At 71.2% G+C, this 15,522-nt stretch carries 15 protein-coding genes; 9 read left to right on the top strand and 6 right to left on the bottom strand.

Going from position 1 to position 15,522, the window contains the following annotated elements; all coding sequences use genetic code 11:
• Positions 1-10: 10 nt before the first annotated feature.
• Positions 11-1,273, bottom strand: a complete 1,263-nt coding sequence (locus ACZ6NZ_RS04955; RefSeq protein ID WP_465855765.1) for a WD40/YVTN/BNR-like repeat-containing protein — start codon at positions 1,271-1,273, stop codon at positions 11-13.
• Positions 1,260-1,781, bottom strand: a complete 522-nt coding sequence (locus tag ACZ6NZ_RS04950) for an RNA polymerase sigma factor (protein ID WP_465855763.1) — start codon at positions 1,779-1,781, stop codon at positions 1,260-1,262. Before ACZ6NZ_RS04950 ends, ACZ6NZ_RS04955 begins: the two co-directional genes overlap by 14 nt.
• A gap of 342 nt (positions 1,782-2,123) precedes the next feature.
• Here ACZ6NZ_RS04950 and ACZ6NZ_RS04945 point away from each other — a divergent pair, with 342 nt between their 5' ends.
• The 6 genes from ACZ6NZ_RS04945 to ACZ6NZ_RS04920 all read left to right on the top strand — a co-directional run bounded on the left by ACZ6NZ_RS04945 (position 2,124) and on the right by ACZ6NZ_RS04920 (position 10,040).
• Positions 2,124-4,199: a carboxypeptidase regulatory-like domain-containing protein gene (locus ACZ6NZ_RS04945; protein ID WP_465855761.1), complete on the top strand. Its 2,076-nt coding sequence runs from the start codon at positions 2,124-2,126 to the stop codon at positions 4,197-4,199.
• Positions 4,200-4,394: 195 nt separating this feature from the next.
• Entirely contained in the window at positions 4,395-5,075 is a 681-nt protein-coding gene (locus ACZ6NZ_RS04940) for a response regulator transcription factor (RefSeq protein WP_366610155.1), read from the top strand.
• Entirely contained in the window at positions 5,072-6,145 is a 1,074-nt protein-coding gene (locus ACZ6NZ_RS04935) for a sensor histidine kinase (RefSeq protein ID WP_465855759.1), read from the top strand. Before ACZ6NZ_RS04940 ends, ACZ6NZ_RS04935 begins: the two co-directional genes overlap by 4 nt.
• Entirely contained in the window at positions 6,142-7,941 is a 1,800-nt protein-coding gene (locus ACZ6NZ_RS04930) for a DUF4153 domain-containing protein (protein WP_465855757.1), read from the top strand. The genes ACZ6NZ_RS04935 and ACZ6NZ_RS04930 overlap by 4 nt, the downstream gene beginning before the upstream one ends.
• A 44-nt stretch (positions 7,942-7,985) precedes the next feature.
• Positions 7,986-8,399 (top strand): DUF485 domain-containing protein, encoded by a 414-nt coding sequence (locus ACZ6NZ_RS04925; RefSeq protein ID WP_328651696.1) that lies wholly within the window; start codon positions 7,986-7,988, stop codon positions 8,397-8,399.
• The gene (locus tag ACZ6NZ_RS04920) at positions 8,400-10,040 is read left to right on the top strand and encodes a sodium/solute symporter (protein ID WP_366610152.1); all 1,641 of its coding nucleotides are present in this window, start codon (positions 8,400-8,402) and stop codon (positions 10,038-10,040) included.
• A 41-nt stretch (positions 10,041-10,081) separates the two neighbouring features.
• Here the strand turns inward: ACZ6NZ_RS04920 and ACZ6NZ_RS04915 are convergent, their stop codons facing one another.
• Together ACZ6NZ_RS04915 and ACZ6NZ_RS04910 are read right to left on the bottom strand one after the other, a co-directional pair.
• Positions 10,082-10,939, bottom strand: coding sequence for a hypothetical protein (locus ACZ6NZ_RS04915; protein ID WP_465855754.1), 858 nt, complete (start codon positions 10,937-10,939; stop codon positions 10,082-10,084).
• Positions 10,932-11,432, bottom strand: coding sequence for a SigE family RNA polymerase sigma factor (locus ACZ6NZ_RS04910; RefSeq protein WP_355004467.1), 501 nt, complete (start codon positions 11,430-11,432; stop codon positions 10,932-10,934). The genes ACZ6NZ_RS04915 and ACZ6NZ_RS04910 overlap by 8 nt, the downstream gene beginning before the upstream one ends.
• Before the next feature lie 175 nt (positions 11,433-11,607).
• Here ACZ6NZ_RS04910 and ACZ6NZ_RS04905 point away from each other — a divergent pair, with 175 nt between their 5' ends.
• Both ACZ6NZ_RS04905 and ACZ6NZ_RS04900 read left to right on the top strand, forming a co-directional pair.
• Positions 11,608-12,372: an ABC transporter ATP-binding protein gene (locus ACZ6NZ_RS04905; protein ID WP_203119014.1), complete on the top strand. Its 765-nt coding sequence runs from the start codon at positions 11,608-11,610 to the stop codon at positions 12,370-12,372.
• On the top strand, positions 12,357-14,060 hold the full coding sequence (locus ACZ6NZ_RS04900) for an ABC transporter permease (RefSeq protein WP_465855751.1): 1,704 nt from the start codon (positions 12,357-12,359) through the stop codon (positions 14,058-14,060). The genes ACZ6NZ_RS04905 and ACZ6NZ_RS04900 overlap by 16 nt, the downstream gene beginning before the upstream one ends.
• Here the strand turns inward: ACZ6NZ_RS04900 and ACZ6NZ_RS04895 are convergent.
• The gene (locus ACZ6NZ_RS04895) at positions 14,057-14,263 is read right to left on the bottom strand and encodes a DUF397 domain-containing protein (RefSeq protein ID WP_366610146.1); all 207 of its coding nucleotides are present in this window, start codon (positions 14,261-14,263) and stop codon (positions 14,057-14,059) included. The genes ACZ6NZ_RS04900 and ACZ6NZ_RS04895 overlap by 4 nt on opposite strands.
• Positions 14,260-15,045, bottom strand: coding sequence for a helix-turn-helix domain-containing protein (locus ACZ6NZ_RS04890; RefSeq protein WP_366610145.1), 786 nt, complete (start codon positions 15,043-15,045; stop codon positions 14,260-14,262). The genes ACZ6NZ_RS04895 and ACZ6NZ_RS04890 overlap by 4 nt, the downstream gene beginning before the upstream one ends.
• 197 nt (positions 15,046-15,242) lie before the next feature.
• Between ACZ6NZ_RS04890 and ACZ6NZ_RS04885 the strand changes: the two genes are divergently transcribed.
• Positions 15,243-15,455: a hypothetical protein gene (locus ACZ6NZ_RS04885; protein WP_465855749.1), complete on the top strand. Its 213-nt coding sequence runs from the start codon at positions 15,243-15,245 to the stop codon at positions 15,453-15,455.
• Positions 15,456-15,522 lie beyond the last annotated feature (67 nt).

Raw genomic sequence — 15,522 nt, 5'->3', positions numbered from 1 at the left:
CCGGCGGCGCTCAGTCCGGGAGCGGTAGGCGCGTCCAGGACGTGCCGTCGGCGGTCAACTGCACGTGGTCCGCACCGCCAGTCGTCATGTCGTCCCGGCCGTAGAGCCAGGCGTACCCGGGCGCGGCACCGACGCCCCCGTCGCGTCGGTCGTACTCACGGATCTTCTTGAAGTGTCGACCGGCATCCAGGCCGATCATGGCCGTGGACGTGTTGCCGGAGGTCTCCATGTTTCCCGCCTGGGCGAGCAGCAGGGTCCCGTCCGAGCCGACGACGAGGAACCGGGTCTCCAGCGAGTTGGGCAGGTCGGTGCCCATGTCCGCCCAGGTTCGGCCACCGTCCGTGGTACGCAGCAACTGCGACGTGCCCTCGACCTCCATCGGCCCGGCACCGGGCGGTGGTGGCGGCGCGATCAACAGGTACGCCTCCTGCGCGCTGACCCCTGCCACCGCGATCACGTTCGCTCCCACGGGCGGCCGCCAGGTGTTCCAGGTGGCTCCCCGGTCCGCGCTCCGCGCGACCACCATGACGCCGATGTCACCCGGCCAGTAGGTGACCCAGATTGTGCCGTCCGCACTCGGATAGATGCTGGCGGGCGGGTACGGCGACGGCTGCTTGCCTTTCAGCCGGTACACCGTCCCCGCAGACGAGACCGCCAACGGTTCACGGAGCGCCCCGCAGCCCCGACCCCACTGGCAGAAGACCGGCTGCGCGCTCGCCGGGAAGGACCGCACCGTCACCATGGCCTGCTCGGCGTCGGCCCAGGTGCGGCCGTAGTCGGTGGAGAGCCGGAGCTGGTCACCATCCCGGATCAGGTAGGAACGCTGACTCAGCACCGAGAACTCCGGGTTGCTCAGCGGATTTCCCCTGTCATCCGATCCGCACTGGTTGGTGGTGCGATAACGGGTCGTCTCGTCATCGGTCCAGCTCTGCCCGCCATCGTCGGTGTGCCGGAACCGCACAGTGAAGCAACCCTCGTCGGCGTCCCACACTCCCGCGACGACGGCCGACTCCGGCCCGGTCAGGAAGAACTCGCCGCCACGGTCCGGCTTGACCGGCGGCTGGTCCGGACCGGTCCACCCACCTCGGCCGGCGTCGCCGAACAGTGGCGACACCGCCACGCCGGCCAGAGCGACAACCAGAACGAGCGCCATCCCACTGGCACGCCGGTGACGGCGGGCTCGCGCTGCCGCCCGCAGGTCGTCCAGGGGTGGCTGGCGAACCGCGTCGGCGACGGTGTCGACGTCGAACCCGGTGAACTCACGCTCGGACATCGATCCTCCCGATGTTCATGCTGTCGCTGATCTCTGGGTCCGTGAGCAGCGCCGCCAGCGCCTTTCGGCCCCGGGACAACCGGGACTTCACAGTGCCCGGCGAAACGCCGAGGGTCGCCGCCACCTCATCGATCGGCAGGTCGACCAGGTAGTGCAGGGCCAACGCGTGCCGCTGCCCCTGCGGAAGACCCCGCAGTGCGGCCAGCAGCGCCAGATGTTCCGGCGCACGGTCGGCGACCGCCGGCGGAGGGCCGATCCGACGCAGCAGCCCGTCCAGCACGCGCCGTCGCCGGTGGCGACTGCGGGCGACGTTCACCGCCACCCGGCGCAGCCACGCCTCCGGATTGTCGAGGCGGGTGAACCGACCGGGCTTCACCAGAGCCCGGGTGAACGCCTCCTGAACCGCCTCCTGGGCCTCGTTCAGGTCTCCGGTCATCGCATAGAGCTGAACCACCAGGCGTTGGAAGCAGCTGCCGTACAGCTCGGAGATCACATCACTGTCGGACACCGTCACCCCCTTTCTCACCTGTCCCACTCCTGGGCGGGGGAAAAGGTTCCGAGTCGAGGTCGTCCACAACGAGTCTCGGGAGTTGCCACACGCCAGCGGGGGTGGTCCCGGGAGTTATCCACAGGCGTGAGGCGTTCTCCACAGGTTATGCACAACGCCACCCACTGATTTCCATGGGCACTCGTCCTGGACGGATGAACAGGTGCCCAGATCTACCCGACTGGATCTCCTGGAAGGGATCGTCGGTGACCTATTCTCCTGATGCCGATTCCGTACGGGGCGCAGGGTCGGTGTGGGCGGAGCCTGCTCATCGCGCCCCACCGCCCTCACATTGGGACATCGATGCAGCTATTCCCAGCCCGCCGTGCCCTGCTGGCCGGCGCCGTCGTCGCAGCGCTCGTGCTGCCCGGCGCCACACCGGCCCAGGCCGCGGCGACGGGCGCGGTCAGCGGACGACTGACCACCAGCGCAGGAGCACCCGCCGCCGAGGTCCTGGTTCAGATCTACCCGGCCGACGACTACGAGAGCGTCGGCTACACCAACACCGACGCTGACGGCAACTACACCGTCGACGGGCTGCCGGCCGGCTCGTACCGGGTGGGCTACTTCCCCTGGTTGCGTCCCGAGCAGTATTACCACCAGAAGTCGCAGATGTCGGACGCCGAATCAGTGACGGTCGCGGCGGGGGCCACCACCACCGTGGATGAGCAACTCTTCGACACCGGCACCATCAACGGTCGGCTCGTCGACGCCTACGGTCGGCCTGCGCCGAGCGTCAGCATCAGCGCCAACGAGGTCGACACGTATGGCTGGGCCGGGGCACTCACCGACGAGGACGGCCGGTTCACCATCAACGCGCTGCCTGGCCGCTACCGGGTGAGCTTCAACCCGATCGAGGGGTCCTACCAGACCCAGTACGTCCCCGGAAAGCTCGACGAGGAAGGCGCCAGCGTCTTCGAGGTCAAGGCGGACGCGGCCACCGAGGTGAACGAGACGGTGCTGCCGGTCGGCAGCCTCACCGGCCGGTTCACCACCGCGAGCGGCGCACCCCTCGCCGACGCCGAGGTCTCCATCACCACCGCGAACTCCTACGGCGGGGCGTGGACGCAGACCGACCCGAACGGCGAGTTCAGCGTCGAGGTTCTCCAAGGCCCGTACAAGGTGGGCGTCTCCACGGGCGACCGGCAGCAGTACTACCGGGGCAAGCTCACCCCGGAGGCGGCCGACGTGGTCCAGGTCCGGGGCGGGCAGCAGACGACCATCACGGACAGTCTGCTCGGCACCGGCTCGATCACCGTCAACGCCGTCGATTCGATCACCGGCGCTCCGGTGGCCAACTTCTGCGCTCAGTCGGCGTGCAGCAACGGCACCGGCACCGTCACCGTGAGCGATCTGCCGCAGGGCCAGCACGACATCTTCCTGTACGCCCCGGACGGCCACTACTTCTCCCGCCAGCTCGACGGGGTACGGGTGAGGGCCGACAGGACCACCACACTGACGGTGAAGCTGCGGCCCGGCGCGGTCATCAGCACCACCATCGTCGACCGGCAGAGCGGCGCACCGCTGTCGGACGTCTGCCTGGACGCGTTCCTGCCCAAGCAGGCCACCCTGCGCGACAACGTCGGCGAGTGCAGCGACCGCAACGGCCGAGTCCAGGTGGGCCCGCTCGCGGCCGGCAGTTACAAGCTCTTCGCGACGCCGCAGAGCAGGTCCTACGGTCGTCAGTGGGTCGGTGCCGAGGGCGGCACCGGAGACGAGCGACAGGCGGTCACCGTGGTCGCCACCGTCGGGCAGGTCGCGACCGGCCCGCAGGTCAAGATGGACCGGGCTGGAAAGGTCACCGGCACGGTCACCGACAGCGCCGGCAAGCCGCTGGCCAACATCGACGTTTCGGTGCTGACCGGGCACCCCGGCCTCGGGGTCCAGGACGCCACCACCAACGAGCGCGGCGTCTACACCATTGAGCGACTCGGCCCGTACGCCTGGCCGTTGGTGTTCGCCGGGCACCCGTACGCGAACGAGTGGTCCGGCGACAAGCGCAGCCGGTTCACCGCCACGCCAGTGACGGTGACCGCCGGTGCGACCGCCACCCACAACACCCAACTCGATCAGGGCGTCGAGCTGACCGGCACCTTCCGTACGCCCGACGGCACTCCGTTCACCGGCGGTTTCGTCGTCGCCCGCAGCGCCGACACCGGCGACATCGCGGGCAGCGGCTGGATCACCGAGGGTCGCTTCGAGGCCCGGCTCAAGGGGCCGCAACGGATCTTCTTCACCTACGAGGCATCCCTCGGCGAGGGTCAGCAGGTCAGCGGGCGATACCTGGTGACCCAGCCGGACGGCAGCCGGAAGCTGGCGCTCTACACCGTCCCGACCAGTGGCAGCATGTCCGTGGACCTGGTCGTACCGGTCGACTGACGGTTGGGTGCGGCGGGGCCGGTGGCATCGTGCCACCGGCCCCGCTGTGCATCCGCGTGCGCCTGCGGCGACGGGTCGGAAGATGTCGGCCAGTCGGCATGATCCCCGAGTTGTCCGCAGGCGTGAGCCGTTCTCCACAGGTTGTTCACAACGCCACCCACTGATCTCCACGGCCGCTCCCTACAGTCAGGACCCATGAAAGAGCGCCGGGTACTGGTGGTCGAGGACGAACGGACCATCGCCGAGTCCATCGCGGCCCGACTGCGGGCCGAGGGTTTCACGGTGGAGATCGCGGCGGACGGGCCCAGCGCGGTCGCGCAGTTCCACGCCGGACAGCCTGATCTCGTCGTCCTCGACGTGATGCTGCCGGGCTTCGACGGACTGGAAGTGTGCCGCCGGATCCAGGCCGACCGGCCGGTGCCGGTGCTGATGCTCACCGCGCGGGACGACGAGACCGACCTGCTGGTGGGGCTGGCGGTCGGCGCGGACGACTACCTCACCAAGCCGTTCTCGATGCGGGAGCTCGCCGCCCGGGTGCATGTCCTGCTGCGTCGGATGGAGCGGGCCGCCGCCACTCCCGCGCCGCCGGCCATCCGCCTCGGCGACATCGAGATCAACCAGGCCGAGCGACGGGTACGCCGGGCCGGGGCGGACGTGCACCTCACCCCTACCGAGTTCGACCTGCTGGTCCACCTCGCGGGACGACCCCGCACGGTGCTCCCCCGGGAACGGTTGCTGGCCGACGTCTGGGGATGGGTCGACGGGAGCGGCACCCGCACCGTGGACAGCCACATCAAGGCGCTACGCCGAAAGCTCGGGGCCGACCTGATCCGGACCGTCCACGGCATCGGGTACGCCCTGGAGATGCCCGCGTGATCGGCCGCGCGTTCGACTGGTTGGAACGGGTGCTACCGCGTCCACTGGATCCCGTCCGCTCGATCAAGATGAAGCTCGGCGTCCTGCTGGTCGCGTCCTGGGCCGTCGCCATCGGCTACTTCTGGTACGGCATCGGTTGGCTCCCGCCCGGCACGGCGGTCACCAGCATCTGCATCGCGCTGGTGACCTCGCAGGTGCTCGCCCACGGGATGACGTCGCCGCTGCGCGAGATGACGGCGGCCGCCGGCGCGATGGCCCGGGGCGACTACACCCGACGGGTACGCGCGACCTCCCGGGACGAGGTCGGTGAGCTGGCTCAGGCCTTCAACAAGATGGCCGAGGACCTGCACGCCGCCGACCAGCGCCGACGTGAACTGATCGCGAACGTCTCGCACGAGCTGCGGACGCCGATCACCGCGTTGCAGGGCGTGCTGGAGAACATGGTGGACGGGGTGGCCGACCCCGAGCCGGCCGCGCTGCGTTCGGCGCTGGCCCAGACCGAGCGGCTCGGACACCTCGTCGCCGACCTGCTCGACCTGTCCCGACTCGACGCCGGGGTGGTGCCGCTGCGGCGAGTACGCATCGACGTGTGGGACTTCCTCGACGAGGCGGTGGAGCACGCCACCGCCAGCGCGTCCGGGGCCGGTCTGGACGTGCGTTTCCAGCTCCGGGACCTGGCGACTCCGCTGACGGTCCACGCGGACCCGTGGCGGCTGCACCAGGTCTTCGCGAACCTCCTCGACAACGCGGCCCGACACAGCCCACCCGGCGGCACGGTACGGGTGTGCGCCGAGGAACACGGCGACCATCTCCGCTTCGAGGTGAGCGACGAGGGCCAGGGCATTCCGCCGGAGGAGCGTTCCCGGGTGTTCGAGCGGTTCACCCGCGGCGACCGGTCGGCCGGCGGCGGGACCGGGCTCGGCCTGGCCATCGCCCGGTGGGTCGTCGAACTGCACGGCGGTCGGATCGGTGTCCTCGATCCGGCCGGACCGGACCGGGATGGTCGGCCCGGTTGCCGCATCCAGGTCACCATCCCGTGCGACGGGCCATACCGAGAAGAGGCAGCATGACCAGCCCTGGCGGCACCCCTCTCCCGGCCACCGGGCCGACCGGTCCGGCGCAGGTCGCCCCGACCGTCAGGCCCGGTCCGGCCGCACCGCCGCCGCACGGTCGGCCCCAGGCAGCTCCGGCCGCGCCGCTCCTGCCCCGGCCACCATCGATGATCGCGCGGCGCTGGCCGGGGCCGACCGGCGACGCGGGTCCACTGGTGCTGGCGGCGTCGACGGCCGCGGCGGTCGTCGGCGCCTCGGTGCTCACGACGGTTCGTCCGGGCCTCGGCTGGCTGCTCGCCGCGTTGGCCGGCACGGCCGCCCTCGGCACCGCCGCCGCCGTCAGGTCCCGGACGCCCTCCCTGGTTGCGGCCCACACCGAGCCGACCGAGCCCGGCACCGCGACCAGTACCGAGCCCGGCACCGCGACCAGTACCGAGCCCGGCACCGCAGCCAGTGCCGCGACCAGTGCCGCAGCCGGCACCGCAGCCAGTGCCGCGACCGGTGCCGAGCCCGCCCGTCCCGGTGCCACGGGGGCACCGGGGCGGGTGGCGCAGGCCGCCTGGGCTGCCGCGACGGTCGCGGTGATCGCCGTCGGCACGTTCCGGGCCGCCGGTTGGCTCTTCGCGCTGTGCCTGATCGCAGCGGTGGGGACCGGCACACTGGCGGTCACCGGCGGCCGAAGTCCGATCGGAATGCTGGTCGCCGTGACCCTGCCACCCGCCGCGACGGCAAGGGCGCTCCCATGGGCGGTACGCGGAGTGCGCGCCAACCGCTCGTCGGAGTCGGGCATCGGGTTCGGACGCATCGCGACCAGCCTGGCGGTGTCCGCCGTCCTGCTGACGCTGTTCGGGTTGCTCTTCTCCTCCGCCGACGCGGTCTTCGCCAACCTGGTCGGCGGTCTGCTGCCGGACATCGCGCCGGCCGGTGTGATCGGTTGGCTGCTGCGGCTGATCCTGATCGGCGGTGGTCTGCTCGGCGGCGCATACCTGGTCACCCGCCCACCCGACCTGGAGGGTCTGCGACCGGCGTCGTCACGGCCGGCCCACCGGCTGGAGTGGACTCTCCCGCTGGTGTTGCTCGACGTCCTCTTCGCCGCTTTCGTGCTGGTCCAGCTGACAGTGTTGTTCGGCGGGGCAGGGCACGTGCTGGGGACGTCCGGGCTCACCTACGCCGAGTACGCCCGCGGTGGGTTCTGGCAACTGCTCGCCGTCACCGCACTCACCCTGCTGGTGATCGCGATCGCCGCCCGCCGGGCACCGAAGGCCACCCGGGGGGACCGGCTGCTGGTCCGCGTACTGCTCGGCACGCTCACCGCGCTCAGTCTGGTGATCGTCGCCTCGGCGCTCTACCGGATGCAGGTCTACGCCGACGCGTACGGGGCCACCCGGCTGCGGCTCGTCGTGTCGACAGTCGAGCTGTGGCTCGGGCTGCTCTTCGTCCTGGTCGGGGTTGCCGTGGCGCGGTTGCGGGCCGAATGGCTCCCTCGGCTGGTGGTCGGCACCGCCGTGCTGGCGTTGCTCGGGTTGGCCCTGATCAACCCGGATCGCCTGATCGCCGAGCGGAACGTCGACCGCTACCTGGAGACCGGCCGGTTGGACGTCAGCTACCTGTCCGGGCTGTCGGCCGACGCCGTACCGGCCCTGGACCGGCTGCCCGAGCCGATGCGGTCCTGCGCGCTGGGGCAGATCGCCGCCGAGCTGCCCCGGGACGGCTTCTGGGCGACGAACCTCGGCAGGGAACGCGCCCGGCGGGTTCTCGACACGACCCCGGTGAGCGCCAGCGTGACCGACTGCCTCGGGTTGCCACGCTGGTGAGCATGAACGCTTGACAATCGCGTACGGCGGGCGAGACTGCCGGGGTGGCCAAGCAACTCCCCGACGTGGGGTCGAGCGGTGCGGTGCCGCCGCCCCGGCGGTCCCGGATCGTGCTGGCCGAGATCACCAGGCAGGACACCCGCGCCGAGCGGACCCGCGCCGAGCTGGCCCAGCAGACCCAGGTCGGCGAGGCGCTGGTCCGTGGCCTGGTCCGGGCCCAACTCGCGTTGGCGCTGCGGCTGTCCCTGGTGGTGGCCATCGGGTTGGGCGGGCTGCCCTGGCTGTTCGCGATCGCGCCCTCACTCGGCCGGACCACTGTCGCCGGCGTCAACCTGCCGTGGCTGCTGCTCGGAGTGGCCTCCTTTCCGTTCCTGATCGCCGTGGGCTGGGCGTACGTGCGGCTGGCCGAGCGCAACGAGCAGGACTTCACCGACCTGGTGCAACGGCCGGAGCGCTGAGTGGGCAACGACTTCGTGGTCCCGGCCATCGTCGCGGTCACCCTGGTCACCGTCGGGATCGGCTTCTACGGGCTGCGGTTGGCCCGGACCACGTCCGACTTCCTGGTGGCGTCCAGGGCGATCAGTCCGACCTGGAACGCCGCCGCCATCGGCGGGGAGTACCTGTCGGCGGCGAGCTTCCTCGGCATCGCGGGGCTGGTCCTCAAGTACGGCGTGGACGTGCTCTGGTACCCGGTCGGTTTCGCCGCCGGCTACCTGGCCCTGCTGCTCTTCGTCGCCGCGCCGTTGCGCCGCTCCGGGGCGTTCACCCTGCCCGACTTCTGCGAGTTGCGGCTGGGCTCGCGTCGACTCCGCATCCTGGCCACCGCCTTCGTGATCTTCATCGGTTGGCTGTACCTGGTGCCGCAACTCCAGGGTGCCGGGCTGACCCTGGCCACGGTGGCCGGCTCCCCGTACCCTCTCGGAGCCCTGCTGGTGGCGGCGGTGGTCACCGCGAACGTGGCGCTGGGCGGCATGCGCGCGATCACCTTCGTGCAGGCGTTCCAGTACTGGCTCAAGCTGACCGCTCTCGCCGTACCGGTGATCTTCCTGGCCCTGCAGTGGCAGGCCGACGGCCGCCCGGCGGTGACCCCGCCCGACGGGCCGACGTTCCGGACCGCGACCACCGTCGTGGTCGAGCACCGCGCGGCCCTCACCCTGCCCGACGGTGACATCCGGGAGGTACGCCCCGGCGACGAGCTGACCTTCGCTGCCGGTGATCCGGTGCCGGACGTCTCCGGGGTGGCGACCGACGCCAACGACTGGCTGCTGCCCAGCGCCGCCGGTGACGACGACCGGGGCCTGTTCGCCACGTACTCGCTGATCCTGGCCACTTTCCTGGGCACCATGGGCCTGCCGCACGTGCTGGTGCGCTTCTACACCAACCCGGACGGCGCGGCGGCCCGTCGGACCACCCTGGTCGTGCTGGCGTTGGTCGGCGCGTTCTACCTGCTCCCCACTCTCTACGGGGTCCTCGGCCGGATCTACACCCCGCAGTTGCTGCTCAGCGGCCAGACCGACGCGGTGGTGGTGCTGCTACCCGAAGCCGCCCTGGGTGACGGCCTGGCCGGGCGGCTGCTCGCCGCGCTGGTCGCCGCGGGCGCTTTCGCGGCGTTCCTCTCCACCTCGTCCGGCCTGCTGACCAGCGTCGCCGGGGTGATCTCGACCGACGTGCTCGGCCGGGGATCGGTACGCGGATTCCGGCTGGCCACCGTCATCGCCGGTGGTGTGCCGGCGGTGCTGGCGCTGCACGTCTCCGGGCTGGACGTCTCGCAGGTCGTCGGGCTGGCCTTCGCGGTCGCCGCGTCGAGCTTCTGCCCGCTGCTGGTGCTCGGCATCTGGTGGCGCGGGCTGACCGACGTGGGCGCCACCGCCGGCGTGGTGGCCGGCGGCGGCGCGGCGATCGGCGCGGTGCTGGTCACCGTGCTCGGCCCACCGCTGTCCGGCTGGCCGGCCACGCTCATCGCGCAGCCGGCCGCCTGGACGGTGCCGCTGGCCTTCACCGTGATGGTCGCCGTGTCGATGGCGACCCGCCGGCGAGCACCGGCCGACATCGCCGCCACCATGCTCCGCCTGCACACCCCGGAAGCCCTCCGCATGTAGGCGCAAGCTCCCTGCCGAGTCGGCGGTCTCGGCCCGCCGGGTCAGCAGGCGTCGGTCCCGGCGCACAATCGGTCGGCCGCCCGCTGTGCCAGCCGTCGGGCCTCCGTCCTGTTGGTCAGGCTGCCCAGCCAGACCTCCGCGACCAGATCGCCTTGTCGGACGAACAGTGTGTAACTGATCAGGCCCTCGGCGTCGAATCTGATCAGGAGCGAACCATCCCCGGCGAATCCCGAGTCGACGACCGACAACGAGGACAGCTCCTTGCTCCGCTTGCATTCGGTCACCGTCCGGGCCCAGGCGATGGTGGCCTTCGCGCCGTTGAGTGAATACCGCTGCACTCGCTCGATGACCGGTGACGCATCGGGCTTCCGGAACACCGCACCCCGCTCGGCGCGCTCCTTCGCCGACAGCCTCGGTGTCTCCACGCAGGCGTAGCTGGCAGCGAAATTGAACGACCAGTCACCGTCCAGGTCACTTCCGGCCGCCCGGAAACCACTCGGGAGGTCTGCGGCGCGCAGCAGCGCGTCCGCCGGGATGGCCGGGCTGGTGGAACCGATCGACGGGCTACCGCTGGTCGCCGACGGGCTCGACGGTGGTGCGCCGGGGGTGTCGCGGGTCGAGGGCGTCGGCGTCGGGGTGGCCGACAGCGTGGGTGTCGGGGCGGGTGCCGGGGTGGGTGATCCGGTCGCCGGCAGCACCGGCGTCGGCGCCCCCTCCCGGCCGCCGGCCAGCGCCACCGCCCCGGTGGCCACCAGAGCCACCGCCACCACCGCGGCGAGCCCCGCCGCGATCCTCGTCCGCCGGGTCCGCCGCCGGCCGCGCTCCCGCACCTGCTCGGTAGGGGACCAGCTCAGGTGCTCGGTGTCCTGGAACAGGTGCGCGAAGGGCTGATCAGGCATTGCTGACCTCCTCGGGGAGGGTGGTGCCGAGCAGAGATGCGAGAGCCTTGCGCCCTCGGGCGAGCCGGGCCTTGACCGTTCCGACCGGAACAGCGGTCCGCGTCGCGATGTCCGCGACCGGGAGATCCGCGAGGTGGTGCAGGACGATCGCCTCGCGTTGGTCCTTCGGTAACTGGCGTAACGCGGCGACCACCGCGACGGTGTTCTCCGATGGTGGCCCGACCGCGGTCACCGAACCATTCCGCCGCTGGGCGGTGATCCCGTTGCGGATCTTCCGCCAACGGTTCTGGAGAAGGCGGTGTCCCACGAGGTGCACCCAAGCCTCCGGATCGTCGTACTCGCTGATGCTCCGCCAGCGCTGCCAGGCCCGCACGTACGCCTCCTGTGCGGCGTCCTGCGCCTCATGGATGTCGCCACCGAGCGCGTACAGCACTGTGACGACCCGGTGCCTGCTGGCTCGGTAGAACTCCTCGAAGCCGTCGTCTCTGTCCACTGCCTCTCCCCCGTGTCGATCCTGCCTCTGTCACCCGCCAGCCCGGTGTCCGGTTGCATGAGGTGCCGCGAGGTGAGTGGGAGGCGGCTTTGAGGGGCTCGTCCGCCTCGGGGATGATCGCCGGTCCGCCTGCCGCCGGAGGGCGGAACTGGCGATCGGCGGATAACGTCGGCGCATGACTGTTGAGCACCCCGCGCTCGCACTGCGTGGCCTGGCCAAGCGGTTCGACGGCACGATCGCGGTGGCCGGCGTCGACCTGGACGTCCCCGCCGGCTCCTTCTACGGCCTGCTCGGCCCGAACGGCGCCGGCAAGACGACCACGCTGTCGATGGCGGTCGGGCTGTTGCGACCGGACGCCGGCTCGGCCTGGGTGCTCGGGCACGACGTCTGGCAGGACCCGGTCACCGCCAAGCGGCTGCTCGGCGTGATGCCCGACGGGGTCCGGTTGTTCGACCGGCTGACCGGGGCGGAACTGCTGGCGTACAACGGGTTGTTGCGGGGGATGGACCCGGCGGTGGTCGATCAGCGGGCCGCCGAGCTGCTGGACGTGCTGGCGCTCGGCGACGCCGGTCGCACGCTGGTGGTGGACTACTCGGCGGGTATGAAGAAGAAGATCGGGCTGGCCTGCGCACTGCTGCACGGCCCTCGGGTGCTGGTGTTGGACGAGCCGTTCGAGGCTGTCGACCCGGTGTCCGCGGCGCTGATCCGGGACATCCTCACCCGCTACGCGGCCGGTGGCGGCACGGTGGTGTTCTCCAGTCACGTCATGGAGGTCGTCGAGCGGCTGTGCTCGCACGTGGCGATTCTCGCCCAGGGCGTCATCAAGCGGGTCGGGACCATCGACGAGGTCCGTGGCGGCCGCTCGTTGGAGCAGGTCTTCGTCGAGGTGGTCGGCGGGCGCACCGCGACCGGCGAGGAGCTGTCGTGGCTCTCCCAGTGAGCGCGGACGCCACCCCCGCCGTGCCGCTACGGTCGGTCTCCGCTCGACACTTCGTGCGGCTCAAGTTGCGGGTGATGGGCAACAACTTCCGGGGACAGGGCTGGCGGATCGCCCTGTTCGTCGGCGGCGCGTTGCTCGGGCTCTGGTTCGCGGCCAGCGGGTTCTTCCTCTTCGCCGCGCCGGGGCTGGCCAACAACGGCCGGTACGCGGTGCTGGTCGCGGCGGCCGGCGGCGGGCTGCTGGTGCTCGGTTGGCTGCTCCTGCCACTCGTGTTCTTCGGCGTGGACGAGACACTCGATCCGGCCCGGTTCGCGCTGTTGCCACTGCCCCGGCGCACACTGGTGACCGGCCTGTTCGTGGCGGCTCTGGTCAGCGTGCCGGTGCTGGCGGTGCTCATCGCGTCGTCCGGGCTGGTGCTGACCGCCTGGTCGTTGGGTGGCTGGTCGGCGGGGTTGGTAGCCGCCGTGGGTGTGCTCGCCGGGCTGCTGCTCTGTGTTGCGGCGAGCCGGGCGGTGACCAGCGCGTTCGCCACCATGCTGCGGTCCCGACGGGTCCGTGACCTGGCGGCGGTGCTGCTGGCGGTGACGGCCGCGCTGCTCGGCCCGTTGCAGCTCTTCGGCCTCGCCGCGCTGCGCGAGGCGGACTGGGACCGGCTGGCCGGCGTGGCGACCGTGATCGGGTGGACGCCGTTGGGCGCGCCGTGGACCGCCGGCATCGACGTGGCCCAGGGGCGGGTGTGGGCGGCACCGGTCAAGTTGCTGATCACGGTGGTGGCGCTGGGCGCCCTGCTGGCCTGGTGGTCCCGGTCGCTGGAGTCGGCGATGGTCGGTGCGGCGAGCGCCGGTAAGGCTCCGGTGCGACGCGGAGTTGCCGGTGGCGCGGTCGCCCAACTGTTTCCTCGGGTCGCCGGCTGGGCCCGCCGGGACCAGTTCGGTGCCCTGGTCGCCCGGGAGGCCCGGTACTGGTGGCGGGACGCGCGCCGTCGGGCCAACCTGATCACGATCGCGGTGGTCGGCATCTTCGTACCGGTGATGATCAACGTTACCGGCGGGGACTTCGCGGCCATGGGCGAGGAAGGTTTCTCGACTGCTACCAGCGACAGCTCACCGGTGCTGGTCACCATCTCCATGCTCTTCGTGGGCGTGCTCGCCGCCGTCACGCTGGCCAACCAGTTCGGCTTCGACGGCAGCGCGTACGCCGCGAACGTGGTGGCCGGGGTGTCCGGCCGAGTCGAGCTGCGGGCCCGGATGACGGCCTTCTCGCTGTACGTGCTGCCGATGCTGGCGGCCGTCGGGGTGGTGCTGTCGGTGCTGATCGGTCACCCGGCTTGGATCGGGCTCACGATCGGCAGCCTGGTCGCCACCTACGGCGCCGGGCTGGCGGTGAACAGCCTGGTCTCGGTGCTCGGGGCGTACTCACTCCCGGAGACCAGCAACCCGTTCGCGATGAACAGCGGCGCGGGCCTCACGAAAGGGCTGCTCACCCTGCTGACCATGCTCGCCTCGGCGGTTGCCGCAGTGCCGATGGTGGTGGCCGCCGCGCTGCTCGGTGACGCATGGCTCTGGCTGGCCCTGCCGGTCGGTGCCGCGTACGGGCTGGGCGCGGCGCTGCTGGGCGCGTACCTGGCCGGCGACGTGCTGGACCGACGCCAGCCGGAACTGCTGGCCACTGTCACCCCGCGCCGTTAACCGACGCGGGGGCCAGCCGCCTGGCCAGCGTCGGCGAGGAATTCACGCCAGGCGGCCGGAGCGAAGGTGAGGACCGGGCCGGAGCGATCCTTGCTGTCCCGGACCAGCACGACACCGGCCAGGTTGTCCGCCACCTCAACGCAGGCACCGCCCGTGTCGCCGGATTTGGTCGACGTCCGCCAGCGGGGTTGAGGAACGGTCATGGGGTCACCTTCAGCTTCCGGATCAGATCCATAGAGGCGCTTGTGGACAGCGCCTCGCCGAGCAGGCTATCCCATTTCCGACCAATCAGACGGACGACGTCCGGGTCGTCGATGACGTGTCCACGAGCAACGTCCTCGACGTAGGTGACCCGTTCCCCGTCGGGCATTTCAGCCAGCAGAAATCCGCCGGTCAATCCGACGTGGGCTCCGGCATTGAGCGGCACGACGTGCAGTCTCACGCTCGGCATGACGGCCAGTTCCATCAGCCGGCCGAGCTGAGCGTCCAGTACCGCCGGTCCGCCGACCGGGCGGCGTAGAGCCGTCTCGTCCAGGACGAACACGCATTGCGGTGACTCTGCCCGCTGCCACAGTTGCTGCCGATCCATCCGAACCGTCACCAACTCGTCGACCGTCTTGCTCGGATTCAGGCCACCAGCGGAAATAACCGCGCGGGCATAGTCCTCCGTTTGCAGGAGTCCCGGAATCAGGCACGGCTCGAATTCACAGAGCCGGATCGCCTGCTCCTCATGGTTGCGCCATGGAACGAACCACGTCGGCAGGCGTTGGCTGTCGGCAGCCCGCAACAGTTCGGCGAGGAGGCCGCCGGTTGCTAGGGCCTCGTCGGCCGCCACCGCGAATTCCATCGTCGGTCGGCGTCGGCCGGTCTCGATGGCGGCGACGGTGGAAGGGCTCCACCTGGTGAGCGTCGCCAACGCCTCCTGGGACACCTCGGCACCGGCGCGGGCGGCCTTCAACGCCCGTACCCACATTTCGACGTTCATCCTTACCTCTCCGGTAAGTACGCGACTGCGCTGCGTAGTAAGCCCTGGCATCCTCCCCTGTCCGCGCCTCGCCGTCCAGGGTGGAGGGCACGCGGCCCGGCCGGTGGAGGCGATGTCCCGGCGACCGGGTCCTGCGTTCGGGTCGCCCCGGTCGTCCCCCGGCCGGGGCGGCCCTCGTCGACGGGAGGAGATCAGCCATGTTCGGGTTCATCCGGGGCAGGAACGGGGCGCGGTGGTCGTACCCGAGAAGAAAGGTGGCCGGGCCGGCGGCCGGATCGGAGCGGTCGGCAGGCCCGCCGGATCGGCCACCCGCGTGGGCGAACGGGCCGACGGTGGCCGTGCCGCGACCCGGCCGGGCCGGTTGGCTGACCCCGGCGCAGACCTGGCGGGCGAACGGCGGGCGTTGGTGAGGCCCGCGGCCCGGCCAGCGGATCGGGGTTCGGGTCAGGCAGGCGATCGGACGGCGCACCGCACCGA

It is taken from the genome of Micromonospora sp. NPDC047756, assembly GCF_055587245.1.
This window is presented reverse-complemented; position numbering and strand designations above follow the sequence as displayed.

Excerpts from the sequence above, each read along its gene's own strand:
- ACZ6NZ_RS04955 (WP_465855765.1), bottom strand. The coding sequence starts at position 1,273 with ATGTCCGAGCGTGAGTTCACCGGGTTCGACGTCGACACCGTCGCCGAC.
- ACZ6NZ_RS04945 (WP_465855761.1), top strand. The coding sequence starts at position 2,124 with ATGCAGCTATTCCCAGCCCGCCGTGCCCTGCTGGCCGGCGCCGTCGTC.
- ACZ6NZ_RS04940 (WP_366610155.1), top strand. The coding sequence starts at position 4,395 with ATGAAAGAGCGCCGGGTACTGGTGGTCGAGGACGAACGGACCATCGCC.
- ACZ6NZ_RS04930 (WP_465855757.1), top strand. The coding sequence starts at position 6,142 with ATGACCAGCCCTGGCGGCACCCCTCTCCCGGCCACCGGGCCGACCGGT.
- ACZ6NZ_RS04915 (WP_465855754.1), bottom strand. The coding sequence starts at position 10,939 with ATGCCTGATCAGCCCTTCGCGCACCTGTTCCAGGACACCGAGCACCTG.
- ACZ6NZ_RS04905 (WP_203119014.1), top strand. The coding sequence starts at position 11,608 with ATGACTGTTGAGCACCCCGCGCTCGCACTGCGTGGCCTGGCCAAGCGG.
- ACZ6NZ_RS04895 (WP_366610146.1), bottom strand. The coding sequence starts at position 14,263 with ATGACCGTTCCTCAACCCCGCTGGCGGACGTCGACCAAATCCGGCGAC.
- ACZ6NZ_RS04890 (WP_366610145.1), bottom strand. The coding sequence starts at position 15,045 with ATGAACGTCGAAATGTGGGTACGGGCGTTGAAGGCCGCCCGCGCCGGT.
- ACZ6NZ_RS04885 (WP_465855749.1), top strand. The coding sequence starts at position 15,243 with ATGTTCGGGTTCATCCGGGGCAGGAACGGGGCGCGGTGGTCGTACCCG.